The sequence below is a fragment of the Kitasatospora sp. NPDC056731 genome (assembly GCF_040687675.1).
Classification (GTDB): Bacteria; Actinomycetota; Actinomycetes; order Streptomycetales; family Streptomycetaceae; genus Kitasatospora.
Map to the genome: position 1 here is coordinate 21,809 of NZ_JBFBNR010000043.1, position 26,074 is coordinate 47,882.

At 72.1% G+C, this 26,074-nt stretch carries 23 protein-coding genes and 2 pseudogenes; 8 read left to right on the plus strand and 17 right to left on the minus strand.

Features of this window, described 5'->3' with window-relative positions; all coding sequences use genetic code 11:
• Positions 1–58: 58 nt before the first annotated feature.
• Entirely contained in the window at positions 59–358 is a 300-nt protein-coding gene (locus AB0R04_RS31450; RefSeq protein WP_363377045.1) for a hypothetical protein, read from the minus strand.
• A 364-nt stretch (positions 359–722) separates the two neighbouring features.
• Here AB0R04_RS31450 and AB0R04_RS31455 point away from each other — a divergent pair, with 364 nt between their 5' ends.
• Complete coding sequence (locus tag AB0R04_RS31455) at positions 723–1,196, plus strand: hypothetical protein (RefSeq protein ID WP_363377046.1); 474 nt, start codon at positions 723–725, stop codon at positions 1,194–1,196.
• A gap of 224 nt (positions 1,197–1,420) precedes the next feature.
• Positions 1,421–3,130, plus strand: a complete 1,710-nt coding sequence (locus AB0R04_RS31460) for an FAD-dependent oxidoreductase (protein ID WP_363377047.1) — start codon at positions 1,421–1,423, stop codon at positions 3,128–3,130.
• Here AB0R04_RS31460 and AB0R04_RS31465 read toward each other — a convergent pair.
• Both AB0R04_RS31465 and AB0R04_RS31470 read right to left on the minus strand, forming a co-directional pair.
• Positions 3,114–4,154, minus strand: a complete 1,041-nt coding sequence (locus AB0R04_RS31465; protein WP_363377048.1) for a polyprenyl synthetase family protein — start codon at positions 4,152–4,154, stop codon at positions 3,114–3,116. The two genes, AB0R04_RS31460 and AB0R04_RS31465, sit on opposite strands and share 17 nt — an antisense overlap.
• A 151-nt stretch (positions 4,155–4,305) precedes the next feature.
• A complete protein-coding gene (locus AB0R04_RS31470) occupies positions 4,306–5,286 on the minus strand; it encodes a helix-turn-helix domain-containing protein (protein ID WP_363377049.1) in 981 nt (326 codons plus the stop codon).
• 71 nt (positions 5,287–5,357) lie between these two features.
• Here AB0R04_RS31470 and AB0R04_RS31475 point away from each other — a divergent pair, with 71 nt between their 5' ends.
• Positions 5,358–6,032, plus strand: coding sequence for an HD domain-containing protein (locus AB0R04_RS31475; protein WP_363377050.1), 675 nt, complete (start codon positions 5,358–5,360; stop codon positions 6,030–6,032).
• Between the two features lie 68 nt (positions 6,033–6,100).
• Entirely contained in the window at positions 6,101–6,523 is a 423-nt protein-coding gene (locus AB0R04_RS31480; protein WP_063351808.1) for a RidA family protein, read from the plus strand.
• Positions 6,524–6,930: 407 nt separating this feature from the next.
• Here the strand turns inward: AB0R04_RS31480 and AB0R04_RS31485 are convergent, their stop codons facing one another.
• Both AB0R04_RS31485 and AB0R04_RS31490 read right to left on the minus strand, forming a co-directional pair.
• Positions 6,931–7,479 (minus strand): YceI family protein, encoded by a 549-nt coding sequence (locus AB0R04_RS31485; protein ID WP_363377051.1) that lies wholly within the window; start codon positions 7,477–7,479, stop codon positions 6,931–6,933.
• A gap of 253 nt (positions 7,480–7,732) precedes the next feature.
• The gene (locus AB0R04_RS31490) at positions 7,733–8,380 is read right to left on the minus strand and encodes an NAD(P)H-dependent oxidoreductase (protein ID WP_363377052.1); all 648 of its coding nucleotides are present in this window, start codon (positions 8,378–8,380) and stop codon (positions 7,733–7,735) included.
• 101 nt (positions 8,381–8,481) lie between these two features.
• Between AB0R04_RS31490 and AB0R04_RS31495 the strand changes: the two genes are divergently transcribed.
• From AB0R04_RS31495 to AB0R04_RS31505, 3 genes are all read left to right on the plus strand, one after another.
• Positions 8,482–8,889, plus strand: a complete 408-nt coding sequence (locus AB0R04_RS31495) for a helix-turn-helix domain-containing protein (RefSeq protein ID WP_063351805.1) — start codon at positions 8,482–8,484, stop codon at positions 8,887–8,889.
• Between the two features lie 575 nt (positions 8,890–9,464).
• Positions 9,465–10,673, plus strand: a complete 1,209-nt coding sequence (locus AB0R04_RS31500; RefSeq protein ID WP_363377053.1) for a cytochrome P450 — start codon at positions 9,465–9,467, stop codon at positions 10,671–10,673.
• On the plus strand, positions 10,670–10,900 hold the full coding sequence (locus AB0R04_RS31505) for a ferredoxin (protein ID WP_363377054.1): 231 nt from the start codon (positions 10,670–10,672) through the stop codon (positions 10,898–10,900). The genes AB0R04_RS31500 and AB0R04_RS31505 overlap by 4 nt, the downstream gene beginning before the upstream one ends.
• 65 nt (positions 10,901–10,965) lie before the next feature.
• On the opposite strand, the gene AB0R04_RS31510 is transcribed toward AB0R04_RS31505, so the two are convergent.
• The 5 genes and pseudogenes from AB0R04_RS31510 to AB0R04_RS31530 form a co-directional block, all read right to left on the minus strand.
• Complete coding sequence (locus AB0R04_RS31510) at positions 10,966–11,580, minus strand: TetR family transcriptional regulator (RefSeq protein WP_363377055.1); 615 nt, start codon at positions 11,578–11,580, stop codon at positions 10,966–10,968.
• A gap of 127 nt (positions 11,581–11,707) precedes the next feature.
• Positions 11,708–13,336 carry a thiamine pyrophosphate-binding protein gene (locus tag AB0R04_RS31515; protein WP_363377056.1) on the minus strand — a complete coding sequence of 543 codons (1,629 nt, stop codon included), beginning with the start codon at positions 13,334–13,336 and terminating at the stop codon, positions 11,708–11,710.
• 131 nt (positions 13,337–13,467) lie between these two features.
• Positions 13,468–14,445, minus strand: a pseudogene (gene speB, locus AB0R04_RS31520) (agmatinase); the annotation flags it as partial.
• Between the two features lie 114 nt (positions 14,446–14,559).
• A complete protein-coding gene (locus AB0R04_RS31525) occupies positions 14,560–15,384 on the minus strand; it encodes a class II aldolase/adducin family protein (protein ID WP_363377057.1) in 825 nt (274 codons plus the stop codon).
• Between the two features lie 11 nt (positions 15,385–15,395).
• The gene (locus tag AB0R04_RS31530; protein WP_363377058.1) at positions 15,396–16,880 is read right to left on the minus strand and encodes a sodium:solute symporter; all 1,485 of its coding nucleotides are present in this window, start codon (positions 16,878–16,880) and stop codon (positions 15,396–15,398) included.
• 254 nt (positions 16,881–17,134) lie between these two features.
• Between AB0R04_RS31530 and AB0R04_RS31535 the strand changes: the two genes are divergently transcribed.
• On the plus strand, positions 17,135–18,697 hold the full coding sequence (locus AB0R04_RS31535) for a PucR family transcriptional regulator (RefSeq protein WP_363377059.1): 1,563 nt from the start codon (positions 17,135–17,137) through the stop codon (positions 18,695–18,697).
• A 50-nt stretch (positions 18,698–18,747) separates the two neighbouring features.
• Here AB0R04_RS31535 and AB0R04_RS31540 read toward each other — a convergent pair whose 3' ends face one another.
• The 7 genes and pseudogenes from AB0R04_RS31540 to AB0R04_RS31570 all read right to left on the minus strand — a co-directional run bounded on the left by AB0R04_RS31540 (position 18,748) and on the right by AB0R04_RS31570 (position 26,058).
• Positions 18,748–19,425, minus strand: coding sequence for a hypothetical protein (locus AB0R04_RS31540; protein ID WP_363377060.1), 678 nt, complete (start codon positions 19,423–19,425; stop codon positions 18,748–18,750).
• Positions 19,413–19,697: an HAD-IA family hydrolase gene (locus AB0R04_RS31545; protein ID WP_363377061.1), complete on the minus strand. Its 285-nt coding sequence runs from the start codon at positions 19,695–19,697 to the stop codon at positions 19,413–19,415. The genes AB0R04_RS31540 and AB0R04_RS31545 overlap by 13 nt, the downstream gene beginning before the upstream one ends.
• Before the next feature lie 31 nt (positions 19,698–19,728).
• Positions 19,729–20,064, minus strand: a pseudogene (locus AB0R04_RS31550) (HAD hydrolase-like protein); the annotation flags it as partial.
• Positions 20,065–20,816: 752 nt separating this feature from the next.
• Complete coding sequence (locus AB0R04_RS31555; protein WP_363377062.1) at positions 20,817–21,599, minus strand: helix-turn-helix domain-containing protein; 783 nt, start codon at positions 21,597–21,599, stop codon at positions 20,817–20,819.
• Positions 21,600–22,065: 466 nt separating this feature from the next.
• Entirely contained in the window at positions 22,066–23,421 is a 1,356-nt protein-coding gene (locus tag AB0R04_RS31560; protein ID WP_363377063.1) for an AAA domain-containing protein, read from the minus strand.
• On the minus strand, positions 23,411–24,922 hold the full coding sequence (locus tag AB0R04_RS31565) for a hypothetical protein (protein ID WP_363377064.1): 1,512 nt from the start codon (positions 24,920–24,922) through the stop codon (positions 23,411–23,413). The genes AB0R04_RS31560 and AB0R04_RS31565 overlap by 11 nt, the downstream gene beginning before the upstream one ends.
• A complete protein-coding gene (locus tag AB0R04_RS31570; RefSeq protein WP_363377065.1) occupies positions 24,919–26,058 on the minus strand; it encodes a hypothetical protein in 1,140 nt (379 codons plus the stop codon). The genes AB0R04_RS31565 and AB0R04_RS31570 overlap by 4 nt, the downstream gene beginning before the upstream one ends.
• Between the last annotated feature and the right edge of the window lie 16 nt (positions 26,059–26,074).

Below are 26,074 nucleotides of genomic sequence, written 5' to 3' on the forward strand. Positions count from 1 at the left end.
CCTCCGTTCCCCTGACAGTGCTGCGGCGGCCGTCCTCGACCACGGTTGCGGAAAACCCTCAGGCTCCGTGCTCCCGGGCCGCCGCGATACCCGCCCGTACCGCTTCCAGCAGGGCTTCCAGGCCCTGCGCCCGCTGCCATTCCTCGGCCGAGTGGTGCCATGTGTGCTGCGTCGCCGGGGCTTCGGGCGGGCCGGCGACGATCTCGACGGTCCGCCTCCCCTTCCGGTCGGGGCCCGTGACCCGCAGGTCCATGTTCTGGATGTGGAACCGCTTCGGACAGTTGCCGAAGACCTCCAGGATCCGGCCGTCGAACGTGTAGAACTCTCTGCCTGCCCTGGCCGTGGTCTCGTCGGTCATGCGGTGACGCTACAGGCGGGGACCGGCGGCTGCCAGGAGCGGCGGCCACGCAAATTCACATGACAGCTGCGGCCGGCTCCGCGATCCTTTGCCGGTGGCCACGGAACCGGATCTTCTCCGTCTGAGCATCGTCTGCCCACCGCCCGGCGAGGGCGGCGCGGAGGTCCGACCGTTCGTCAGTGGCCGGGATCTCCTGGCCGACCTGTCCCTCCGTAGCAGGGAATCGGGCGGCCCCCCGTTCGTGGGATCAGGCCCCCGGTATCTCCTGGGCCGGGGCGGGCCGTTGCATGCCACTGGAACTCCCCACGAGGTTCGGCTCGCTCGATCCGGATGCGGCTTTGAGCGGTGCTGCAGTGCTCTGTACGTGACGGTCACGCGCGACGAGGAGCATGTCGTCTGGGCGGGCTGGCGCGACCCGGTCGAGCGGGGCTTCGACCTGCCGGAGTTTCGGTTCGCCGCGGAGCAGTACGAGGCCGAGGTCCTGCGAGCCGAGGAGGACCGCGGCTGGGAGTGGCCGGCGGCAGTGGTCGCGACGCTGCTGGAGGCGGGGCTGAGGGGACGCGAGGACTGGCTCGCCAGGTGGGAGTGCGAGGTGGAGGCGGTCTGGGCCTTCCGGGGGGAACCCGATCGGATCGACGTCGTCCTGAGGCATCCCCCTGGCCGGGACGAGACGGATCTGCCTTGGGCCCAGTTCCTGATGACCCTCCCGATCTCCGCGGACGACCCGTCGGACCAGGCCGAGCACCTTGAAGCGCAGCTGACCGCAGGCGATCCCCGTGCCACCGCCGAGCTCTGCGGAGGCTACATGCCAGAGCAAGTGGGCTACCCGTGGCCGTAGCCGGCCGACCCGCTGTTCGTGTGAACGGCAGGAAGAGGCGAGGTCGGGCCTCTTTCTGCGGTGCCGGACACTCCCCGTGCTCGGTCGGCGCCTGACGACGCGGCCGCGGGGTGCCGGGGGTCGCGGGGAGGGCCCCGCCGGGGTGACGGCCACGACCTGCTCTATCGTTCCCGTACGGATCGGGTGGGACGGGTGAGCGGTCGTGGGCCGGGAAGGGGCGTGCGGTGTCGGGGAGTTCGGGCCGGACGGTCACGGTGTTGGGCGGCGGGGTGGCCGGGCTGACGGCGGCCATGGAGCTGGCGGAGCGCGGTTTCGAGGTGACCGTGGTGGAGCCCTCCGGGTGGGGCGGGAAGGCCCGGAGTGCCTCGGTTTCCGGGACGGGGACCGGCGGGCGGCTCGACCTGCCCAGCGAGCACGGGTTCCGGTTCTTCCCCGGCTTCTACCGGAGCCTGCCGGACACGATGCGGCGGATCCCCCTCCCGGGCTCGCCCTCGGGCGTGGAGGGCAACCTGCGGGAGGCACCGCAGATGCTGTCCGCCCGGTCGGGGAGGATCGGGGAGACGGTCGTCGACGTGTCCCTGGCCGCCGGTCCGAGGACGCCCCTGCAGATCCTGAAGGCCCGGGGCATGAAGCTGGGCGCCGAGGGGGAGCTGAACGAGGAACTGCTGTACTTCGCCAACCGGTTGCTGGTCTACATGACCAGCAGCACGCAGCGGCGGCTGGGGCAGTGGGAGCAGATGTCGTGGTGGGACTTCACCGCCGCCGACGGCGCCTCCGAGGAGTACCGGAAGGTGTGCGTCGTCGGGGCGACCCGTACGGTCGTGGCGGCCAGGGCGGAGGTGTGTAGCGCGCACACCGTCGGGGGGTTCCTGGAGGCCTTCGGCTACGGCTTCCTCGGCCGGGGCGAGGCCCAGGCCGCCGACCGGGTCCTGAACGCCCCGACCAGCACCGCCTGGATCGACCCCTGGGTGCGGCACCTGGAGCGGCTGGGGGTGCGGCTCGAACTCGGTTGGCAGGTGGAGCGCCTGACGGTGCGGGGCCGCGCCGTCGTCGGCGCCGTCCTGCGCGACCCGGGCGGCCGGCGGCGGGAGGCGGCCGCCGACTGGTACGTGTGCGCGCTCCCGGTCGACCGGATCGGGACGCTGCTGGAGCGCGGCCTGGCCGAGGCGGACCCGGAGCTGAAGAAGACGGCGCACCTGCGCACCGACTGGATGGTCGGCCTGCAGTTCTACCTCACCGAGCCCACCCCGATCACCCGCGGCCACGTCATCTACCAGGACTCCCCGTGGGCCCTGACCTCCATCAGCCAGGCGCAGTTCTGGGACACCGACTTCCGCGCCACCTACGGCGACGGGACGGTGGCCGACTGCCTGTCGGTCGACATCTCCTCCTGGGACACCCCCGGCATCCTCTACGGCAAGCCGGCCCGCGACTGCACCCGGGCCGAGGTCGTCGCCGAGGTCTGGGCCCAGCTCGCCGACGCCCTCGACGACGGCCGCCGCCGGACCCTCCACGACGGCCTGCTCCACTCCTGGCACCTGGACCCGGCCGTCAAGAACCTCGACGGCCCCGGTCCCGCCACCAACGACGAGGCGCTGCTGATCAACACCACCGGCTCCTGGGCGCTGCGCCCGCAGGCGCGGACGGCCGCGGTCAACCTGTTCATGGCCGGGGACTTCGTCCGCTGCCCGGTGAACCTGGCCACCATGGAGGGCGCGAACCAGAGCGGCCGGGCGGCGGCGAACGCGCTGCTGGAGGCCGCCGGGCACGGCGCCGAGCCGGCCGTGGTCCACGCCCTGTACGAGCCGCAGGAACTGCGCCGCCTGAAGGAGGTGGACGCCGCGCTCTACCGGCAGGGCCGTGCGCACATCCTCGACACCCCGGCGCCCTGGTCCTCCCGCGTCGGGGGCGACCGGTTCAGTACGACCGGTTGACGATCAGTTCGCAGAGCGCGTCGAGGTCGGCGACGGCACCGGGCACCGCACCGGGGCCGTCGGCGAGGCTCCGCAGACGGCGTCGGGCCCCGTCCGCGTGCTCGGCGGCGCGCTCCACCGTCCAGCGCCGGCCGCCGGCCTCCTCCACCAGCCGGGCCAGCTCCGCCTCCCCGGCCCGGCCAGGGCCGGCCGGCAGCGCGTAGCGGCGGGCCAGTTCGTCGCCCGCCGCGGTGTTCGAGGCCATCGCGGCCACCACCGGCACCGAGAGCTTGCGTGCCCGCAGGTCCGCGAACACCGGTTTGCCCGTGACCGCTTCGTCGCCCCAGATCCCCAGCAGGTCGTCCACCAGCTGGAACGTCATGCCCAGGTCGTGTCCGAACGCGGCCAGGGTCTCGACCTGCGCCGGCCCGCCGCCGCCGTGGAGGGCGCCCAGCCGGCAGGCGCAGGAGATCAGCGACGCCGTCTTGCCCGACACCATCTCCAGGCACTCGGACAGCTCGATGCGGGGCGCGGCCTCGAACAGCACGTCCAGGCTCTCACCCACCGCGAGCTGGATGAGCGTGTCCAGCAGGGCCGCCGACGCCTCGCCGGCGACGGCTTCGGCTTCGCCGTCGGGGCCTGCGAGCACCTCGAACGCCAGCATCAGCAGCGCGTCGGCCGACCGGGTCGCCGCGCCCGGCCCGAACACCTCCCAGGCGGCGGCCCGGTGGCGGCGGAGCGCATCGCCGTCCAGGACGTCGTCGTACAGCAACGACAGGTTGTGCACCATCTCCACCGCCACGGCGGCGGGCACCGCGCGCTGCGGGTCTCCTCCCACCGCCCGGGCGCAGCCCAGCGCCAGGGCCGCTCGAACGTTCTTGCCGCCGTGCCGCCGGTCCGGGGATCCGTCGTTGGTCCATCCGAACTGGTAGGCCGTCACCTGGCCGACCGCGCCGTCCAACTGCCCGACCCAGTGCCGCAGGTGTGCGTCACAGGTGGCAGCCGCGTCCTTGAGGACCGATTCGGCCCGCGCACGCTCCGACAACACCCACCCCTGCCTCCCGGGCCGGCCGCGCCCGGCGACCCGGCCGCCGCCTCACACCTTCGCGGCACCCGGGCGAGCGTACGCGACCAGGCCCCCGGGCGGTCCGGCGGGCCCGCCCCGGCAAGGACTTTCAGTGTCGTGGTGGCCGTTCTCAGTCCGAGGGCGTGACCGCTGGTGAACAGGCCGGACTGCGCGACGTCGAGCGTGTGAAGGTGCGGCGGTAGGTGGTGGGGGTGGTGTCCAGTGCGCGCCGGAAGTGCAGCCGCAGGTTGGCCGCCGTGCCCAGCCCGCAGTCCCGCGCCACCTGCTCCACCGAGCGGTCCGTGGATTCCAGCAGCTCCCGCGCCCTGCCCAGCCGGGCGTTGAGCATCCACTGCAACGGGGTCGTGCCCGTCTCCTCGGTGAACCGGCGCATGAAGGTGCGCTGCGAGAGGCCCGCGTGCCGGGCGAGCACGCGCAGCGAGAGCGGCTCGCCGAGCCGCTGCAGGGCCCATCCACGGGTACCGGACAGCGACGCCTCGCCGGCCACCGCGACGGGAGCCGGCACGTACTGGGCCTGCCCGCCGTCTCGGTGCGGGGCGGCGACCAGACCGCGGGCGATCTGGTTGGCCATCTCCGCGCCCAGGTCGCGGCGCACGATATGCAGGCACAGGTCGATGCCGCAGCACACCCCGGCCGAGGTGAGCACGTCGCCCTCGTCGACGTAGAGCACGTCGCGGTCGACCGAGACGGCCGGGAAGCTCCGCTCGAACTCGTCGATGTGCTTCCAGTGGGTCGTGGCGTGCAGCCCGTCCAGGACGCCCGCCGCGGCCAGCGCGAAAGCGCCCGTGCAGATCGACACCACACGCTTGCCTCGGTCGCGGGCTCCGGCCAGTGTCTCGAGCACGGCGTCCGGCAACGGGAGGACCAGGTCGAATCCCGGCACGATCACGGTGTCGGCGGTGCTCACCCGCTCCAGGCCGTCGTCGGCGACCAGGGCGAAACCCGCGCTGGTGGCCACCTTCGGCTGCAACGCGCACAGGGTCATCTCGTAGGGGGTTTCCGGCCGGGTGGTGAAGATCTGCGTCGGGATCGCCAGGTCGAGCGGGGTGACCCCGTCCAGCGCCAGGACCGCGACTCGATGCACTGCCATGGCAAGATTCTAGCGAAGTAAGGAAATTTTGCCTCTCACCAGGTCAGGGCGGTTCCGGCCAGGCTGAAGACATGACCGGACCTACCCACGAGGCGGCCGCCGACCTGATCACGCTGCCCGGCACACCGCTTGCCGACGCCGTCATGAACCTCATCCGACCGGTGGAAACGCCGTCCGTCTTCAACCACAGCATCCGCAGCTACCTGTTCGCCCGGCTGGTTGCCGGCCGCCTCGGCCTGGTCGTCGGTCACGACTACCAGGACGACCTGTTGTTCGCCGCGTGCGCGATGCACGACCTCGGCGTGGCGTCGGACGGCCCGCACAACCAACGGTTCGAGGTCGAAGGCGCCGACCGGGCCGCCACATTCCTCACCGACCGCGGAGTACCCGCAATCGATGCCGACCAGGTCTGGCAGGCCATCGCCCTCCACACCTCCCCGGGTATCGCAGAACGCCGCGGCACGCTGTGCGTGCTCGTCCGCGAGGGCGTCGCACTCGACTTCGGTGGCCCGATCGGCGCCGCCCACATCGACGCCGTCACCGACGAGCAGGCCGACGCCGTGCACACCGCCTATCCACGGCTGGACATGATCCGCTCACTCACCGACGCGATCGTCGCGCAGGCCGCGAAAGACCCGAAGAACGCACCCCGGTACACGATCCCCGGCGAATTCCTCCGTGAACGCGAGACCTTCGGCCGGACCCGGCTGGAGCACGCCTGCCGTTCGTCCCGCTGGGGCAACTGACTCCACGGACTCCACGACCGCGTCACCGAAGAACACGACCGCGTCACCAAAGAAAAGGAAGCACCGCAATGACCGTCCACACCGTCGCGATCCCCGAGGACAACGCAGTCTTCGGACAAACCACCAGCGCCTTCGCGAGCTTCGGCTATTCCGCCGCGGTCCGCGCGCACGGCCTCCTGTTCATCGCCGGAACGATCGGTCGCCGCGCCGACGGAACCATCCCGGACACCATCGAAGAGCAGACCGAGATCGCCATCCGGAAGATCGAAGAGATCCTTCGACTGGAGAACCTCGACCCGTCCGCCCTCGTCGACGTCACCAGCTACCACGTCGACATCCGCCGGCACCTGCCCGGCTTCATCGAGGCCAAGCAGCGCCTCGTCAAGGCGCCCTACCCGACCTGGACGATCATCGGGGTCAGCGGCCTCGCCAGTCCGGGACTCCTCGTCGAAATCCGCGCGACCGCCGCGTATCCCGCCGCATCCCGGTAGACCGCCGCTCCTGGGCCGGCGCCCTGGCCCAGGAGCTCGTCGCGACGGATGTGAGGTACTCACGGGACTGCGGCGGCACCGGGGAGACGACGGGGCCCTGCCCGGTCTGCAGATGGTGGTCGTAGAACGCCGCCAGCACCGACACCGCGTGGTTGACGGTGGCCGGGGCGTAGCCCGACCTCAGGTACGGCCTGCCGGTGGCGCGTTCAGCGGTCCCGGCACGGGCGCATCCGGTCGGCGCCGGTCCCGCGCCGGGTTGTGGCACGTCCGCAGCCACAGGACGAAGTCGCGTACGTCCACGCAACGCAGCCGGTGAGGTGCCGCGGAACCTGCGGATCAACCTCGTCAGCTCCGCTTCCAGGGCCCGCCCCAGTACGGGGCCGGGTCGGGGGGCGGGGACCGGTGGGTCAGCGGTGGGTGAAGCGGGTGGTGAGGGTGACGGTGGTGAGGCCCTTGATCATTGCGGCTCTGTTCCAGTTCATGCCGAAGTCGTTGCGGTCGACGGTGATCTCGCCGCTGAGGGTCACCTCGTGCGGGCCGGCGGCGGTGGCGCGGGCGGTGAAGGTGAGCGGGCGGGTGGTGCCGAGCACGGTGAGGCTGCCGGTGACCTTGGCGGTTCCGGCGCTGTCGGCGACGACGCGGGTGGCGGTGAAGGTGAACGTCGGATACCTGTCGACGTCGAAGAAGTCCGCGGAGCGCAGGTGGGTGTCGAGTTTGGCCTGCTTGCTGAGGATCGACGCGGCCTCGACGGTCAGTGTGCCGTGCGCGGAGCCGCCGGGGCTGATCTCGCCTTCGCCGCTGAGCTTGGTGAAGGCTGCTCTGATCGTGGCCAGTCCCCACATCGACTTGTGCTTGATCTCCACTGATGACGTGGCCGGGTCCAGGACCCAGGGGCCGGTGCTGAGGTCGGACAGCCTGGTGGAGGGCTGAGTGGGGTCGGTGGTGCGGCGGGTCATGGCGACCGTCTTTCGCGGTGGGGCAGGCAGTGGCGCTTGGGTGGGGTGTGGCGTCGCGGGCTGGTGAGTCGCGCGCTTGCTTCCGCCCGGTGGTGGTGTGGCGGGGCCTGGATTCGGGGGCGTTCGTCGTCGCGGGGGCGTCGCGGGGGCGGCCCTGCCCCGCCCCCGCGACGACATCAGCGGCGGCGGCGGCGGTGGTGGTGCGGGCCGGGTTCGGTCCGCACCGTGCCGGTGTACGGCCCGCAGGTGCTGGTCAGGCGGAGAGGCCGGCGGCGAGGGCCTTGGCCTTGGCAGCGGCCTGCTCGTGGGCCTGGGCGCGGGAGGCGTCCGACAGGTCGATCAGGTCGGCCATCGCGGGGACGGTGCGGGCCAGGGTCAGTTCGGGCGTGATGACGTCGACCTTGAGGCCGAGCAGGCCGGTCAGCGCCTTCTCCAGGTAGTTGGCCGCGAACTCGAAGTCCTCGCGGGGGGTGCCGGGCGCGTAGGAGCCGCCGCGGCTGGCGACGACGGTGACGGGCTTGCCCGCGACGGAGGAGTTCTCGCCGCCGGTGCGGCCCATGATGATCACGTGGTCCAGCCATGCCTTGAGGCTGGAGGGGATCGTGAAGTTGTACATGGGGGCGCCGATGAGCACCGCGTCCGCGTTCTCCAGCTCCGCGGCCAGCTCGGTGCGCAGGGCGAAGGCGGCCTTCTGCTCGTCCGTGTGGTCGGCCGGGTCGGCGAAGGCGGCCGTGATGCCGGCAGCGGTGAGGTGTGGCAGCGGCTCGGCCGCGAGGTCGCGGTAGACGACCGTGCCCTCGGGGTGCTGCTCCTCCCAGGCCTTGCGGAAGGTGGCCGTGACCTCACGGGAGGCAGAGCCGTGGGGCAGGGCGGAGGAGTCGAGGTGCAGCAGGGTGGCCATGGAGGGCTCCAGAGTTAGGGGCTGAGGTTTCTTACGTAGCTAGTAATAACATAGCAACTTACTTTTCTAAAGCTACGTAGGTCGAGGGCTACCCTGGTGGCATGGCGAATCACGGCGAGCAGGCATGCAGGAAGGCCGACGAGGGCATTGCGCGCGTCTTCCAGCTCTTCGGCAAGCGGTGGACGGGCCTGATCGTCGTCACCCTGATCCCGGGGCCCGTGTACTTCGCCGATCTTCGGCGGGCCATCCCGGGCATCAGCGAGCGCATGCTCTCGGAGCGGCTCACCGAACTCGGCGAGGCCGGCCTGATCCTGCGAGAGGTGGACGCCGGCCCTCCGCTGCGGGTCTCCTACCGGCTGACCGAAGCGGGCAACGCGTTGGAGCCCGCGTTGGCTGAGCTGGGGCGGTGGGCGGCCACGCACCTGAACGGCGGTGCACCCTGCTCCGGTGGGCCGGAGCGGCTCCCGCTCGACGTGGCCGGCGCGGCCGGCGGTGCGTCGGCGGGGTGACCGCCGGGCCGGTCGCGGGGCCAGCGGCGGAGCGGCTCCACCGCGTGCCGCACCAAGGACTGCGAGTCCCGCGGCGGCGTGCACGCCGGATGGCGCCACCGGCGCTTTCCGTCCGGCTTGTGTGAGGTTGCGAGGCTGAGCCCACCTGGGCCGGGGTGGTGTCCGACCCGCGTTTCGCGGCGCGGGTGTGGTGGGTGCGCGTGCGGGGTGGTGCCTGCGGTCACGCCCGGCCGGGCTGCGGGGCGGTGTGGAGGATGCTGCGCGGTCAGGTGTCGGAGCGTGGCGCCCAGGTCGCTGCTTCAGGCGCGCCGCTGAACCGGAATCAAGGCCCCCGCCGCCGCCGATTTCCGTTCGACTCTCCCGGGAGCCGGGCCCGCTACGTCACCGAACAGGCCGATCTCGCCCAGTGGCTGACTGTGCGTGCCGACGGTGTTACGCTCCCGAGAGAAGAGAGAGCTGACTCTCACTTGTTGGCCGGGGGCGCCGTTCGTCCGCCCTGGCCTGGACGTGCAGGAGAGGGCGGTTCTGCCAAGCGTTCGCTGCTCTTGTGGCCTTTGGCCGGTGAGGAGACCACCATGACCGCCCCCGCACCGCAGTTACCCTTCGAGCGCCCCGACGCCCTGGACCTGGCGCCGCTGTTCGCGCGTCTGCGCGAGGAAGGTCCGATCACGCGGGTGACGACACCCGCCGGCGACCCGGCCTGGCTGGTGACCCGCTACGAGGAGGCCCGGGAGGTTCTGAGCGACGCCCGGTTCTCCCGGCTGCGCCCCGATTCCGAGGGCGCGCCGAGGATCTCGGAGTCGGCGCTGCACACGCGCCCCGCCCCCACGCCCGAGGAGGAGGACCGCGAGCACACGCGGATGCGGCGGATGCTGGCGCCCGCGTTCAGCGCGCCGCGGATGCGCCGGCTGGGCGAGCGGATCGGGCAGCTCGCCGGATCCTGCCTGGACGCGATGGAGGAGGAGCATTCACGGGATCCGGAACGTGCCGTCAACCTGCACGACCACCTGTCGTTCCCGTTGCCGGTGATGGTGATCTGCGAGCTGCTGGGTGTGCCGGTCGCGGACCGGGCCCTGCTGCGCGGCTGGTCGGAGCGGATCGCCGCGCTGTACGGCGGGGCCGACGGCGCCGCGGCCATGGCCGAGTTCGAGGCGTACGTGGCCGGCATCGCCGAGGAGAAGCGGAAGCAGCCGGGGCAGGACGTGATCAGCGACATCCTGGCCGTGCAGGCGGAGGACCCCTCGTTCACCGAGGGGGAGATGACCCGGCTGGCGGTGGGGCTGCTGTTCGCCGGCCACGAGACGACGTCGGCCCGGATCGACCTGGGAGTCCTGTTCCTGCTGAGCGACACCGGCCGGCGGGACCGCTTCGCCGCCGACCCGGAGACGCTGGCCCGCGCCACCGTGGAGGAGGTCCTGCGGATGGCCTCGCCCGGTGGCCTGGGCCTGACCCGCTACGCCCGCGAGGACGTCACCGTCGCGGGGACCGCGATCGCGCGGGGCGAGGCGGTGCTGGTGGCGATCAACGCCGCGAACCGGGACGGGCGGGTGTTCGAGGAGCCGGACACCTTCGACCCGTCGCGTTCCCCGAACGCGCACCTGGCCTTCGGTCACGGCGGCCACTACTGCATCGGCAACGTGCTGGCACGCACCGAGATGCAGGTCGCGCTGACCGCGCTGTTCCGGCGCTTTCCCGACCTGCGGCTGGCGGTGGACGCGCGGAGCCTGCGCGACCACGACGAGCGGCTGGCGGGCGGCCTCAGCGAGGTCCCGGTCCTGTGGTGAGCGGGGAGCACCCGCGCGAGCAGCCGGTCGCGCGGGTGGAGGTGGACACCTCGCGGTGCGTGTCGTCGGGGCAGTGCGCGGTGACCGCGCCGCTGGTGTTCGACCAGGACGAGGCCGGGCAGGTCGTCGTGCTCGCCGCCGAGCCCGGCGCACGGGCGGCGGAACTGGCCCGCCAGGCGGCCGCCATGTGCCCGGCCTCGGCGATCCGGGTGCACCCGGCGCGCTGATCCGGTGCGCTAGCGGCAGGTGGTGCCGGCCGTCCCCGCGAGGGCGGCCGGCACCCGCCTCGGGGTCAGGGTGTGCGGGTGTGCAGTGCGGGGGCGGGGCAGGGCAGCGGGCGGGCCCCGGCGGGGGTGAGGCCGTCGAGGACGAGGGCCAGGTAGCGGCGCCAGCCGTCCTCGTGGGGTTCCATCGTCCACAGCACCGAGACCAGCATGACGACGATGCGGTGCAGGTCGTCGGGTACGAGGTCGGCGCGGATCACACCTGCGTGCTGGCCGCGCGCCAGGAGGGCGTCGAGGGCGGTGAAGAACTCCTGTCCGGTCGCCGGGGTCAGGACGCCGGCGGAGCGGGCGGCGGCCAGCACGTTGTAGTCGCCGGCCACCGATTCCAGTGCCGCTTCCAGTACGCGGGCCAGTCCGGAGGCGGGGTCGGGGTCGTGGGCGGCAGTCTGGATGACGGGGCGGACGTTCTCGCCGAAGCGCTCGTCCAGTACGGCCCGCAGCAGCGCGGCCTTGTCGGGGAAACGGCGGAAGAGCGTGGCGGCTCCGACGCCGGCCCGGCGTGCCACGTCGTCGAGGAGGGCGTCGGGGCCTTGTTCGGTGAAGACCTCCCGGGCAGCCCGGATGATCTTTTCCGCGTTGCGGGCGGCGTCGGCGCGCAGCAGTCGGGGGGAGTCGAGGGCCATTGCGGCAGCCTATCCAAGGGCCGGTGGAACGGCGTCGGACGGTCCGGGGGCGTGGTGGTGCGGGGCAGATGGGGGGAGTGCGCCGGGCGGCGGGGGCAAGGCCGGGCCGTCGCGCTCCCTCCGTGGTTCAGCCGTCCAGGTGGGTGGGCGCGAACATCCGCAGCAGGGTGGGCAGGACCAGCACGTTGGGACCCGGGGCGGCGAGTGCGGCGGCCAGGTCCCGTGCGAGGTCGTCGGGTGTGGTCAAGGCGGCCGGGACGCCGAAGGAGTCGGCCAGACGGACGAAGTCCGGGCGGGCCAGTTCGGTGGCGGTGGCCTCGCCGAAGGCGCCCGTCATGTACTCGCGCAGGATGCCGTAGCCGCCGTCGTCGATGATCAACCAGGTGACGTTGAGGCCGAGTTGGCGGGCGGTGGCGAGTTCGGCGAGTGAGTACATCGCGCCGCCGTCGCCGGAGACGGCGAGGACCGGGCGGCCGTCCGTGGCCACGGCGGCGCCCAGTGCGGCGGGGTAGCCGTAGCCGAGGCCGCCGGCGCCCTGGGCGGAGTGCATCGCTCCGGGGCGGCGGGCGTCGAAGGCGGACCAGGCCCAGTAGCCGAGGATCGTCATGTCGAAGAAGACCGGCGAGTCGTCCGGCAACGCGTGGCGAACGGATGCCAGCAAGTCCTGTTCGAGTTCCAGCCCCTGGCCGTCGATCCGCTCCTGGACGCGCTTGAGCAGTTCGGCGGCCACCGCCTCGGCCCGGCCGTCCGGTACGGCGGCCGGTACCGAGTCGGAGAGGGCGGCCAGGGCGAGGCGGGCGTCGGCGTGGATGCCGAAGGCCGGGTGGTTGGCCTCCAGCTTGCCCGCGTCGGCCTCGATCTGGATGATCCGGCCGCGCGGCGCCATGGTGTGGTAGTTGCTGGACAGTTCGCCCAGGCCGGAGCCGACGACGAGCAGGACGTCGGCGTCCTCCAGCAGGTCGGTGGTGTGGCGGTCCTCCAGCCAGGAGCGCAGTGACAGCGGGTGCTCCCAGGGGAAGGCCCCCTTGGCGCCGAAGGTGCAGGCCACCGGGGCCCGCAACAGCTCGGCCAGCCGCAGCAGTTCGTCACTGGCTGCGGCCCGGACCACGCCGCCTCCGGCCAGGATTACCGGGCGTTCGGCCTCGGCCAGCAGCACCGCGGCCTCGGCGATCAGCTCCGGGCGGGGGATCGGCGGCCGGGGTTCGGCGCGCAGCCCGGTGACCGGCGGTACGGTCACCGGCGCGAGCAGGATGTCCTGCGGGATCTCTACCCACACCGGCCCGTACGGCGCGCTCAGCGCCGACTCCCAGGCGGCGGCCAGCGCGGAGGGGATCTGCGCGGGGGTCCGGGCGGTGTGCACGGACTTCACCACGTCGCGGAAGCTGGCCTGCTGGTCGACGAGTTCGTGCAGGTAGCCGCGCCGTCGCCCACCCAGTCCGGCCGAGGGGATCTGGCTGGAGACGGCGAGCACCGGCACCGAGGCGGCGGCGGCCTCCTGGAGCGCGGCCAGCGAGGTGAGCGCGCCGGGCCCGGTGGACAGGAAGAGCGGGGCCACCGTCCCGGCGGTGCGGGCGTAGCCGTCGGCGGCGAAGCCGGCGTTGTTCTCCACCCGCAGTCCCACGTACCGCAGGTCGGAGCGGCGCAGCGCGTCGAACAGGCCGAGGGCGTGCTGGCCGGGCAGGCCGAAGACGCAGCGGGCGCCGAGCGTGGCGAGCGATTCGACCACCAGGTCGCCGCCGTTGCGGAGGTGTGTCATGCGCGCACCTCGCCGGTGGCGTCGTGGGATTCCGTGCGGGCGTCGGGACGGGCACCGGCGCGGCCGTCCGGTTGTCCGTCCGGTTGTCCGTCGGTGCGGTCGCCCGCGCCGGCTCGCGGGCCTGGCTCCGTCCGTTCGCTCGCGATCTGGCGGGCCATCAGCGTCGTCAGCTCGTAGGCGGTGTGCGAGGCGGCCACGGCGGTGATCTCGGCGTGGTCGTAGGCGGGTGCGACCTCGACCACGTCGGCGGAGACCAGGTGGCAGCCGCTCAGGCCGCGTAGGATCTCCAGCAGTTCGCGCGAGGTGAGTCCGCCGGCCTCGGGGGTGCCGGTGCCGGGGGCGTGCGCCGGGTCGAGCACGTCGATGTCGATGGAGATGTACAGGGGGCGGTCGCCGACCCGCTCGCGCAGCTGCTGGGCGACCTCGTCCACGCCGCGCCGCAGGACGTCGGCGGAGGTGACGATGCCGAAGCCGAGCTTCTCGTCGTCGGTGAGGTCCTGCTTGCCGTAGAGCGGCCCGCGGGTGCCGACGTGGGAGAGGGCGGAGGTGTCCAGGATTCCCTCCTCGACGGCCCGGCGGAACGGTGTGCCGTGGGTGTACTCGGCGCCGAAGTAGGTGTCCCAGGTGTCCAGGTGGGCGTCGAAGTGCAGCAGCGCGACCGGCCCGTGCCGGCGGGCCACGGCGCGCAGCAGCGGGAGCGCGATGGTGTGGTCGCCGCCGAGGGTCATCAGCCGGGCGCCGGTGTCCAGCAGTTCGCCGGCGGCTGCCTCGACGGTGTCGACCGCCTCGTGGATGTCGAACGGGTTGGCGGCGATGTCCCCGGCGTCGGCGACCTGGGCGAGTGCGAACGGCGAGGCGCCCTGGGCCGGGTTGTAGGGGCGCAGCAGCCGGCTGGCCTCGCGGATCGCGTTGCCGCCGAAGCGGGCGCCGGGCCGGTAGGAGACGCCGGTGTCGAAGGGCACGCCGACGACCGCGACGTCCGCGCGCGGGACCTGGTCGATCCGGGGCAGGCGGGCGAAGGTGGCGGGCCCGGCGTAGCGCGGTACCCGGGAGGAGTCGGTGGGGCCGAGGGGGCTGTGGGGGGCGTGGGGGTCGGGGGCGGTGCTCATGGCAGCTCCTGGAATCGGTCGGGTGGTCGGGCGGGGCGGCGTCGGGGCGTTGTCGGGGAGCCGGCGTCGGGCGTCGGGGTGTCGGCGGGCGGGCGTTGCGCCGGGTCGACGGGGTCAGTTCGCGTGGTCGGGGGAGATCCGGTCGGCGAGGCGCAGGAGGGCCGCCCAGGCCAGCTCGCCGGCCCGGTCGTCCTGGAGGTCGGAGCCGTGCCCCTGGCCGGTCAGCTGGCGGGCGGTGAGCTCGGCGGTCTCGCGGGACGGCAGGACGAGCGGGCCGCCGCCGGCCTGGGCGGCGATCTGGATCTCGCAGGCCTTGTCCAGGTAGTACATCCGCAGGAAGGCCTCGCCCGGTGTGCGGCCGACGGTCAGCAGGCCGTGGTTGCGCAGGATCAGCGCCGGGTGCCCGCCGAGGTCGGCGACCAGTCGTTCCTGCTCGGCCAGGTTGAGCGCGACGCCCTCGTAGCCGTGGTAGCCGACCCGGTCGTGGAACTCCATCGAGATCTGGTTGAGGGGCAGCAGCCCGTCCCGCTGGGCGGCGACCGCGCAGCCCGCCCGGGTGTGCGTGTGCAGCACGCAGTGGGCGTCCTGGCGGGCCGCGTGGACGGCGCTGTGGATCACGAAGCCGGCCGGGTTGACCGGATGGGGAGTCGGCTCCACTGGGTTTCCGGCCAGGTCGATCTTGACCAGGTCGGAGGCGGTGATCTCCTCGAACAGCAGGCCGTACGGGTTGATCAGGAAGTGCTGCTCGGGGCCGGGGACGCGGACCGAGATGTGGGTGAAGATCAGGTCGGTCATCCGGAAGTGGGCCACCAGCCGGTACACGGCGGCGAGTTCGCGGCGTAGCGGGGCCTCGTCCGGCGCGGGCGGGGTGGTCGGTACGGACGCAGTGGGCGGTCCGGACGTGACGGTCGGGACGGTCGGTGCGGCGGGCAGGCCCATGAGGCTTCCTCTCAGAGTGCGGCGGCCGGGGCGGTGGCGGCGGGAGCGGCCGGGGTCTCGGCCTGTCCGGCGAGCCGGCCGCGCCAGTGCTCCAGCAGGGTGGCGTCGGTCGGGCGGGTGGCCAGGCTGACGGTCAGGTAGGAGAGCAGGCTCACGGCGAGGCCGAAGTAGATCGGCTCGTTGGCGAGGACACCCTTGGCGGCCATCAGCGCGATCACGGTGCCGCCGCCCGCGACCATCGCGGCGAGCGCGCCCGGCAGGTTGCCGCGCCGCCAGACCAGCCCGCCCAGGATCGGCACCAGCAGACCGCCGACCAACAGGTTGTACGCGACGGTGAGCGCCGAGATCACGTCGTCCAAGACGCAGGCGACGCTGATCGACAAGACGCCGAGGGCCACGATCGCCAGCCGGTTGGACCGCACCTCGTCATGGTCCGTGGCCGCGGTGCCGGGCCCTCCCCGGCCGACGAGCGTGCGTACCCGGGCCCAGATGTCGTTGTTGGCCACGGTGGCGGAGGCGATCAGCGCGCCGCTCGCGGTCGACATCATCGCGGACAGCGCCGCCGCCAGGACCAGGCCGCGTACCCCGGCCGGCAGCGTGCTCTTCACGATGGTCGCGAACGCGCTGTCGGGGCTGGCCAGTTGGGGGTAGAGCGCCTTGGTGGCCATCCCGATCACCGCGCCGGCGACGGCGTACGCCAGGCAGTAGGCGCCGGCCACCGTGCCGCCGTACGTGGCCACCCGGTCGGTGCGGGCGGTGAACACCCGCTGCCAGATGTCCTGGCCGATCAGCATGCCGAAGGTGTAGATCAGCACGTAGGTGAAGATGGTGTCGCCGCCGATCGAGCCGAACGAGAAGTAGCCGGACGGCAGTTCGGCCTTCAGTCGGGCGAGGCCGCCGGCCTTCACGACGGCGACCGGCAGCAGCAGGAACAGCACCCCGATGCTCTTCACCACGAACTGCACCATGTCGGTGAGGGTGATCGACCACATGCCCCCGAGCGCCGAGTAGCCGACCACGATGGTGCCGCCGATCACCACGGCCGCCCAGCGGGGCACGTCGAACAGCACGTCGAAGACGCTGGCGTAGGCGATCGTCGAAGTCACCGCCAGCATCAGGGTGTAGACCCACATGACCACGCCGGAGATCACGCTCGCCGCCCCGCCGTAGCGCAGCGACAGCATCTCGGCCACGGTGTACACCCGCAGCCGGGCGATCCGGGCGGAGAAGAGGATGCTCAGCGCCAGCAGGCCGAGCCCGATGGCGAACACCATCCAGGCGCCCGACAGGCCGTAGGAGTAGCCGAGCCGCACGCCGCCGATGGTGGACGCGCCGCCGAGCACGACGGCGGCCATCGTCCCCGTGTACAGCACCGGGCCCAGGCGGCGGCCCGCGACGAGGAAGTCCGCCTTCGAGGAGGCGCGCCGCTTGCCCCACCAGCCGACGCCGACGATGCCCAACAGATAGCCGATCATCACGACGTAGTCGAGGGTCATGGGGGGTCCTCCGATCCGGCCGGACGCGCTGGGGGAGCGGGCCGGGCCAGGGCTGTGGGTGGGGGAGCAGGCGGGGCAGCGGGCGGGACTGGCAGGGCGCACAGGAAAGGCGGGGCGCGGGGGGCGAGCCGGGGGTGCCCGAAGGAAAACGCCGTGCGCTGAACCTAAACCGCCCCACCTGGCCTGCAGAAGTATCGGATTCATCCAATATCGTGGGGTCAGATGTGCAAAACCTCCGACGAAAGGCCGCCGGCGTGCCCAACCCAGCCCCCACTCCCGCCTCCGGCAGCCCCGCCGTCCCGCTGACCGCCCTGCTCGCCGACCCCGTGCTCGGACTGCGCCGGATCGCCGGACCGGTCGACGACCGGCTGATCGGCACCGTCGGCACCACCGAGGTCGAGAACCCCGGCCCCTACCTGCTCGGCGGCGAACTGCTGCTCACCGCCGGAGTCCGCCTCCCGAAGGACGCCGAGGGCATCGACGCCTACGTACGCTGCGTCGTCGAAGCGGGCGCCGCCGCACTCGGCTTCGGCGTCGCACCGGTCTACGACGAGGTGCCGGCCGACCTGGTCGCCGCCTGCGACCGGCACGGCCTGCCCCTGCTGCGGGTGCCCGACGGCACCCCGTTCGTCGCCGTCGGCCGGGCCGCCTACTCGGCGATGGCCGAGGCCGTCCACCGCGGCCTGCGGCAGATCTCCGAAGCCCAGTCCGCACTCGCCTCCGCGGCCGCCCGCCCCGACGCGCTGCGCGCGGTCGTCCAGCAACTCGCCGTGCACCTGGGCGGTTGGACGGCACTGCTGGACGGGCGCGGCGTCGAGCTGTTCAGCGCCGGAGCGCGCCCGCCCGTGCCGGTCCTGGCCGAACTGCGCGCCCTCGCGGAGCGGACCACGGCGCGCGCCGCAGGCCGCGCCCAGCCGCCGACCGCCGCCGCCCAGCACCACGCCGGGCGGCACCTGACCGTGCGGACCCTGCCCGGCTCGGACGGTTCCGGCGGCCCGCTCACGCTCGTCACCGCCGCCGAGGAGCCGCCGACCGCCGTCCACCGGTCCGTGGCCGGGGTGGCCGTGGTGCTGCTCTCGCTGCTCACCAGCCCGCGGCACGCGCTCGGTACGGACGCCCGCAGCGCGGGAGCCCTGGTGCGGCTCCTGCTCGGCGCCGCACCGGAGGAGGCGGCCGCCGCCCTGCTGCCGCCCGACGGCGCCTGGGTGGTCGTGCACGGCCGGCTGACCGGCCGGGTGGGTGGCGGCGGGGAGGCCGTCCAACTCGCCGCCCTCGGCACCGCCCTCGGTACACCGCACCTGAACCTGGACGGGACCTGGCTGCGGGCGCTGCTGCCCGGCTCGGCGGCTCCGGACCGGGTCGTGGACACCGAATCCGCCGCCCGGCTCGGCTGGACGCTCGGCGTCAGCGCGCCCGCCTCCACGGCGGAGCTGAGGATCGCCGACGCCCAGGCCGACCGGGCCCTGCGTCACGCGCTGGCCACCGGTGCCGCCGCCGTCCACCACCGCGAGGCCGTCGGGCCGAGCGTCCACTCCCTGGTCGCCCCCGAGGACGCCGCCGCCCTCGCCCGCAGCACCTTCGCCCCGCTGGCCGCCGCGGGCACCCCCGGGCCGGCCGTGCTCCGGGAGACCCTGCGCACCTGGCTCGCCCTGCACGGCAGCTGGGACCGCACCGCGGCGGCGCTCCAGCTCCACCGCAACACCGTGCGCCAACGCATCGCCCGGGTCGGCGAGTTGCTCGCCGTCGACCTCGGCGACGCGGAGGTCCGGATGGAACTCTGGTTCGCCCTGCGCTGGCTCCCGCCCGGCGCGAACTGACCGCGGGCCGCCGGCGCCGTCCGGCGGCGAGACGTGCGTGCGGGGCCCGGTCAACGGCGGGCCAACACGGCGACCTCCCAGCCGAAGCCCACCACCAGCCGGCCATCCGGCGCCACGGCCACCGCGCGGACCGGCAGCGGGAACACCAGTGCCGGGCCGGCCTGGCCGCCGGTGGTCAGGTCCCAGGTCCGCACGGTTCCGTCGTCGCCGCCGGTGACCGCGACCGGGCGGCCGCCGACCACTGCTGTCGCCACCGCCGTCACCCAGCCGTCGTGACCTACGAGCCGCTCGCCCACCTGGCCGCCGGTGGCCGGCTCCCGCACGCGCACCGTCCCGTCCTGGCAGCCGGTGACCGCGACGGGGCGGCCGTCGAGCACCGTCGTCGCCACCGAGTACACCCAGCCGTCCTGGCCGGTGAAGAGCTGGCCGGTCTGCTCGCGCGTGGTCAGGTCCCACACCCGCACGGTGCCGTCGCTGCCGCCGGTGACCGCGACAAGGCGGCCGTTGAGCACCGCGGTCGCCACGGCCCCCACCGCGGCCGCGTGGCCGGTGAGGGGCGGGCCGGTCTGCTGGCACGTGGTCAGGTCCCACACCCGCACGGTGCCATCACTGCTGCCGGTGAGCGCGACGGGGCGGCCGTCGAGCACCGCCGTTGCCACCGCGCACACCTCGCCGGTGTGGCCGGTGAGGGGCCGGCCGATCCGCCGGCCGGTGGTCAGGTCCCACACGCGCCGAATGCAGAGGTGTCGAGATCCTTGAGGGACTCCAGTACCAGAGTGGCAATCGCAAAGCGAGGATCGCGGCGATCAGCGGCCTCGGGAACGGCGACGACCGTCATCTGGGCTGACACGCCGGCGAGGACGCCGTTGAGCGAGTCCTCGAGCACAATGCATTCGTCGGGTGACGCGCCGAGGGCGGCTGCGCGGAGGTAGGCGCCCGGGTGGGGCTTGCCGTGTTCGTCGTCTTCGGCCGAGAACACGGCGTCGAAAAGATCGGTCAAGGCCGGTGCTCGCGAGCGCAGCCCGAATCACCGACTCCGGCGAAGATGACACGACGGCCATCGCCCTCGATACACGCGCGCACGCCGCGACGGCGTGTTCGGCGCCGGGTTTCAGCGCCACTCCCTCCAGCCCACGGCACACGGCGGCCACGATCTGCTGCTCGACGTCGTCGGGGTCGGCTTGAATGGTGGCCCGATCGAACCAGTAGGCCACCATGTCCCTTTGCCGCAGCCCGCGCGTCGCCGCCTGCATCTCCGTTGTGAGGTGCAGGCCAAGCGGACCGAACACTTCACGCTTTGCCGCGTCCCAGATCGGCTCGGAGTCGATCAAAAGGCCGTCTAGGTCGAATAGGACAATCGGTTGCATCGGTTGCTCTTTCGTTGGCGATCAGGCGAGGACGAGACTGATTCGCTGCCCCGCCGTGCATGAGCAGATGGTGCTGTGGTCGATGACGATACTCATGAGCCGCCGGCTGGCCCGGCGCCGAGCGTGAACCGTCCCGGGGTGGGCTCGTCGGCCCAGCCCCGGTCGGCCAGCCGCTTCATCTTCGACCGAACTCCTTCCGCGCGGGCGGAGCGGACGGAGACCCGGCTCGTACTCTTCGCTCATGCATCTTGGAAGATCCACAGCCTTGCTGATCAGCGCGTCGGTTCTGGTCAGTGCATGCTCAGCCACGTCTGCCCCGTCTTCTACGGCGGACACAAGTAGCTCCCCGACCAAGGCGGCGACCCCTCCAACGCTGCCCGCAGGAGGTACTCCCAGTACGCGAGCCAAACTGAGCGCCGCCGATCTGCAGGGCCACTGGTGGACCTGGGCAGCTTCGAGTGTCAGTGACTCGAACCCTGTCTCAGATCAGGACGGCCACCTGTGCGCTCAGGGCCAGACAGCCGGCATCTGGTTCCTCGCCGGCACCTTTGGCGGGACCGTGACGCGCTCGTGCACAGTACCTGCAGCGGTGCCAGTAGCCTTCCCACTGGTGAACACATACGGCAAAACAGGCGACTGCACCGCCTTCATGGCCTCCGCGCAGGGCAGCGCCACCCTCGACGACCAAGCTCTGGAACTCGAACGATACGAAGCGACAACCGTGCAGATCAGTGCTGTGGACGGCAACCCGCTCACCCAGGACGGGGGCCGCTTCCTAACCCGGGCCTGCGGCCTCTGGGTACAACTGGAACCGCTGGCCGGGTGCAGTCGTCGATCGCGGTGAACTGGTAGTACTTGGCCCGGCGGCGGGTCCCGGGGGCCGGCCCGGTGACCGGTGCCGGGGCAGTGGAGGCGGTCTGGGCCGGGGCGCCGATCGGCTCGATGAACTTGACGTCGATCTGGACCCGGTTGCCGGGCAGCTGCTTCTCGTAGCGGGTGTGGCGCTGATCGTGGCGCTTGTAGCGCTGGGACGCGGGCAGGCGGTTCAGACCCAGGCGCTTGAGGATGCGGTAGATGGCAGAGCAGGCGATGTCGATGTCGTGGTACCGCTTGAGGTACATCCGGATCTTCATCGGGCCGAAGTGGTAGTTCTGCCGCAGATAGACGATCTTGTTCACGATGTCGGCGTCGGTGGCGTGCGGGCAGTGGTGGGGCGCGCTGGAGCGGTCGCGCAGGCCTTCAAGCCCTTCCTCCTGGTAGCGCCGCTGCCACTTGTAGAAGCAGTTGCGGCTGATCCCGTAGTACCGGCAGGTCAGGGAGACGTTCCCGGTGACTTCCTCGGCGTGTCTCAGGACCGCGGCGGTCCTGCTGCTGTTGCGGCGAAGGGGGCATGGCAGATCTCCGTCATGGTCGGAGACCCATGTGTAACCAACGTCCGGCAGTTTTATACACGCCGACCGAGCCCACATCCGGGCCCCGCGCGGAGCAACCGTGATCACCTGGAACGGAACCTCGACCAGCTGGCGCACCAGCACCAGCACTGTCCTCGAGATCCCCGTACCCGGCTCCGCAGCACGATGATCCGTCGGCAGGGAAAATCGGCGCCGCCGTCTTCACGCGAGGGGACCGCACCACGGCTGGCTGGCCCAGCACATACAACAGAACCTCGGTTTGACCAGTACGGGAACGCGAACCAGAAGAGACCCAGACTCCCTTGGTCGGCCGTGTTGTCCGGTCCGGGAGCGTGTTGAGTCGAGCCGGAGCGAGTCGGAGCCACTGGTCGGTAGCTGACTGACCGGACCCGCGGCACCGGATAGCGCCCATCGCCCGCAACGCCGAAGAGGGGACGTGCCGGAATCGGCGGGCTGTACGACGGGTCGCATCTCAGCTGACACCGATCTGGGGCGGTGCAACGGATGGCTATCGGGTGAGACAGGCGTCCCGTCAGAGGTGGTCGGCGCGGTGCGATCTCGGCGACCTCTAGCGGATGCTCATGGGGTGTCACGTGGCAGGACGGTGCTGGGCGAGTTTTGCGAGCATGGCTTGGTTGGCTTCCCAGCCGTCGGGGAACTTGCCCGGCACGGACAGGTGGACAGGGTCGGTGGAGGGGTGGCTGTCGAGGAGGTCGGCGATTCCTTCACGGGTGACGATGATGCAGGCCTGCCGGTGGCGGGAAGTGAGGACGCACAGGCGTCCGGCTTCCAGGTGGAAGGCAGTGGCGTCCCGGCGTCCGGACAGAGGATGGACGACGATGACGATCTCGAACTCGCGGCCTTGGAGCCGATTCGCGGTGTCGACCGTCACGCGCGTGGAGGCGGGGTGGCCGGTGCGGGTCAGGGCTTGGCGGACCAGGTCGGTTTGGTCGCGGTGGGCGACGCCGATGGCGATGTCGCTGGCCCCCAGGTGGTGGCCGTCGCTGTAGCGCTCGCAGGTGGCGAACGCCCCGCGGGCGAGGATCCGGGCGGCGAGATCCGCGGCGGTCTGAAGGGTTTCGGTGTCGGTGCGCGGGACGTGACGGCGCGGCAGCTCGTGCAGGGCCCAGCCGGTGGTGAAGGCCGTTGCGATCGTCTCGTCCAAGTGCCCGCCGCCGAACCCGGCGGTGATGAGTTCCAGCGTGCGCGCCCCTTCACCGGTTCCGGCGGTGAAGCTGTTGAAGGGGTAGAAGGCCTGGGAGATGGCGGGGGCGGCGGACGCCGGCAGACGCCAGGACACCGGAAGCCGGTGCACGGGGATGCCCGGGTTGTGCTCCAGCATCACGGTGACGCCGTTCAGCGTCGGGTCGTACGGCAGCCCGATCCAGCGTTCGGCGCCGACGACCGTGAACGGGTCCAGCTGACCGGGGTCACCGACGAACAGACCCCGGTCGAAACGCTCGACGATCCGCAGCAGCATGTCGGAGCGCATCTGGTAGGACTCGTCCAAGATCGCCCACTCGAACGTGGCGTCGCGGACGGTGGCCCACTTGGCGGCGGTGCCGACGATGATCCGACAGCCGGAGAGGTCGTTCAGAGTGCGGCCGACGGTCAGGTTCGTCAGGTTGTTCAGGGCCGGTGGGGCGGTGTAGGCGCTGGAGCTCAGCCGACCGATGGGCATGCCCGGGTTGGCCTCGGCGAGCCGTTCGATCAGGTCATCGACCTGGTTGTTGGTCTGGGCAACGATGATGGGGCGTTCGTTACTGGTGGCGAGCTCACGGGCCGCGCGGACGACCAGGGTGCTCTTGCCGGCGCCGGGCGGGGAGTCGACGACGACGGCTCGCTGCGTGGTGCGGGCAAGGTCGGTGAGGATTTGCGCGGTGGTGGCGTTCGCGGCGGCGATCGGATCCGGGAGCGGGCCGGGTGTGGTGGTGTCAGTCGTCATGGCCCCATCCCTCTGCGGCGGCGTTCTCGTCTTCGGTGGCGTCGGCGTCTGGCGCCCGGGCCGGGGAGTGATGCGTCCACGGGGTGCTGTCGGACGCGGGGAACTCCGCCGCCGGACGCCAGCCCGGGTCGGGCAGGTAGGCGATGTACTGGTCCAGGACCGGAACACTGCCCGGCTTCGGGACGAGGGCACGGCCCATACCGCCAGTGATCTCCACGGTGACCAGAGTCGAGTCGCCGTCGGGCAGGACGGAGACGATCTCGGCCTTGTGACCGTCCGGCATGTGCGGGCTGACCAGCTCGGTGTCGGCGGTCAGGCGCACGGGGTCGTCGGTGCGGATGGTGACGAGCGGCCGCAGCACCCGCCGGGTGCTGGCCTTGGTGACAACCCGGCCGGGATCGGCTGCCATCACCGTCCCCGCGAACGCCTCCCCGGCGCTGCGCCGGTCAGCCAGCACGAACGGGTCGTCGAAGGCCATGTCGAACTCGAACTCGACCAGCGCCTGCTCAAGCCGGTCCAGACGCCGTGCCGCGCCGATCGCGGTGTCCTTCTTACGCTGCGGGAGCCCGCCGACGTCCCGGTAGTCGGAATAGGAGGTGAAGGCGGCGCAGTCGCGCCCGAAGCGAGCGGCGGCCCTTGGCGCCTCGGGGACGGAGCGCAGCAACGAGATGGCGTCCCACATCATGCGCCAGGTGGGCTGGATCTGTTCGGCGATCAACTCCCGCAGTTCCGCCTGGGCGGCGGCCAGGGCCACCGGGTCCCTGGCGGTGTGTGCGGCGTCAAAACGCTTGATCGCCGGTGCCAGGTCACGGTTGTCGAACTGGGGGGATGTCGTGGGGCCCGCGGGCGGGCAGATGTCCGGGCTCTCCGCGTCGGCCGTGGCCTGCGCGACGTCCGTTCCGGGAGGCGGGGAGATCCAGGCCATGAGGGAGGCGAGGTTCTGGTCCTCCAGGGTGCTCTGGCCGGTGGCCCAGTGCTCGGTGAGCATACCGGTGACAGGCAGCAGCAGGCAGGTGCCTTCCTGCTCGGCCCGCTCGACCAGGAACGTCAGCCACATGCCGAACTCGGGCACGACGTCCGCGACCGCGTACGGTCCGGTGGTCGATCGGAAGCGGCACATGCGCCCGAGGTCGGCCAATGCCTTGATCCCACCGGTGTTCGGGACCAGGAGCTGAGGCGCGTCGCTGTACCGGGACCTCTCTCCCTCCCCGCGGCGGTCCTGCCGGAAGGAGTTGATGTAGTCCATCACGCGCTCGCCCAGTGCGGCGGCGAACGCGAACCGCTGGTCGCGGTTGCGGGGCTGCTCCACGACCAGCAGGGTGGCGTCCCTCTTGGAGGCACCGACCATCGCCGCCAGCGGCGCCCCCGTTTCCCCGGCCATCGTCAGAGGGATGACCACCAGCGGCCGGTCCGACAAGCGCCGGTGACGGTAGGCGGTCACCGTCACCGCCGTCATCGACTCCATCGCCTGCACCCGCGCCAACGCCGACACCATGCTCATGCCGCACCCCTGAACGTCTGGTCCAACTCGGCCCGTAGCCGGGCGGCGTGCCGCAACGCGACGGCCATCTCGCTCTGGTCGGCGGTCGGCGTCAGCTCCCCGCGGGCCAGCCCCATGACCATGGTCGCGGTGTCGATGCCGCCGAACTGCTCGCGCGCCGCCGGTCCCAGGACATCCAGCGAGGCCTGCTCACGGGCGCGGGAGCGGCAGTAGAACGCCATCTCGCAGTGGTTCAGGCAGTCCGGACGGTACGCCGCCTCCACCTGGCCCAATGCCTCGGTCAGCTCCTCGACGGGACGCTGCGCCTTCTTCCCGTCGGAGTCGAGGTCGAAGGTGAGGCCTTCGGGCAGCAGGTCCACGAGGTCCTTGATGCGCTCGAGGCGGGCCAGCTGCCGGGTCAGGGCGGCGACCTGCTTGCGGGCGTCGACGAACGCCGCCGTGGGGCGGTTGGTGAAGTCCTTCGGCGCGACCAGCACGATCTGGTCGGACACCGCTGCGGGGCCGATCCCGGCTTGGGCGAGCATGTCGCGCAGGGCGATGACGTAGGCACAGGCCTGCATGGTCGCCGACTTCACCTGCACCGGGTCGGCCTGGCCGTCGATGATCGGGAAGCTCTTGATCTCCACGATGTAGAAGCGATCGTTCACACGGAAGGCCACCAGGTCCGGCTCCAGGAACACCGCGTGCCCGCCGACCGTCAGGCGCAGCATCGGGTGGTCGTACAGGGCACTGTCGCCGGTTCCCTGGGCGGCTTTCACCAGCAACTGTGTGGTGTGGGCATGGCGGACCTCGTGCCGGCCGTCGCCGCCGACATCGTTCAGGTCCCTGTTGCCCACCTCCGCCACCGTCAGCCCCAAGGTCTCGCGCAGGACGCGAAGGAGCTCGGCGTAGCCGTTGGCCTTCACCAGCGCCTCGAAGACGTTGCCGCGGGCGAGGGCGAAGGAGGACTGGCCGAAGGCGGACGGGTAGCCGGCGTGCTCGGCGATCGCGGCCTTGTCGGAGCCGGAGGCGTCCAGCAGAGCCCGCAGTGTGCAGCGCGGGTTGTTCTCCAGAGCGGCCAGGGACCTGGCGTTGTAAGCCCGGCGCTGCGCGGAACCGCGCAGCGCCGTCAGGCGGTCATCGACTGGTGCGTTCACGGTGCCGGAAATCCTT

Bases quoted from the DNA above. Each gene is read 5' to 3' on its own strand.
- AB0R04_RS31450 (WP_363377045.1), bottom strand. From the start codon at position 358: ATGACCGACGAGACCACGGCCAGGGCAGGCAGAGAGTTCTACACGTTC.
- AB0R04_RS31470 (WP_363377049.1), bottom strand. From the start codon at position 5,286: ATGGCAGTGCATCGAGTCGCGGTCCTGGCGCTGGACGGGGTCACCCCG.
- AB0R04_RS31475 (WP_363377050.1), top strand. From the start codon at position 5,358: ATGACCGGACCTACCCACGAGGCGGCCGCCGACCTGATCACGCTGCCC.
- AB0R04_RS31480 (WP_063351808.1), top strand. From the start codon at position 6,101: ATGACCGTCCACACCGTCGCGATCCCCGAGGACAACGCAGTCTTCGGA.
- AB0R04_RS31485 (WP_363377051.1), bottom strand. From the start codon at position 7,479: ATGACCCGCCGCACCACCGACCCCACTCAGCCCTCCACCAGGCTGTCC.
- AB0R04_RS31490 (WP_363377052.1), bottom strand. From the start codon at position 8,380: ATGGCCACCCTGCTGCACCTCGACTCCTCCGCCCTGCCCCACGGCTCT.
- AB0R04_RS31495 (WP_063351805.1), top strand. From the start codon at position 8,482: ATGGCGAATCACGGCGAGCAGGCATGCAGGAAGGCCGACGAGGGCATT.
- AB0R04_RS31500 (WP_363377053.1), top strand. From the start codon at position 9,465: ATGACCGCCCCCGCACCGCAGTTACCCTTCGAGCGCCCCGACGCCCTG.
- AB0R04_RS31510 (WP_363377055.1), bottom strand. From the start codon at position 11,580: ATGGCCCTCGACTCCCCCCGACTGCTGCGCGCCGACGCCGCCCGCAAC.
- AB0R04_RS31515 (WP_363377056.1), bottom strand. From the start codon at position 13,336: ATGACACACCTCCGCAACGGCGGCGACCTGGTGGTCGAATCGCTCGCC.
- AB0R04_RS31525 (WP_363377057.1), bottom strand. From the start codon at position 15,384: ATGGGCCTGCCCGCCGCACCGACCGTCCCGACCGTCACGTCCGGACCG.
- AB0R04_RS31530 (WP_363377058.1), bottom strand. From the start codon at position 16,880: ATGACCCTCGACTACGTCGTGATGATCGGCTATCTGTTGGGCATCGTC.
- AB0R04_RS31560 (WP_363377063.1), bottom strand. From the start codon at position 23,421: ATGACGACTGACACCACCACACCCGGCCCGCTCCCGGATCCGATCGCC.
- AB0R04_RS31565 (WP_363377064.1), bottom strand. From the start codon at position 24,922: ATGAGCATGGTGTCGGCGTTGGCGCGGGTGCAGGCGATGGAGTCGATG.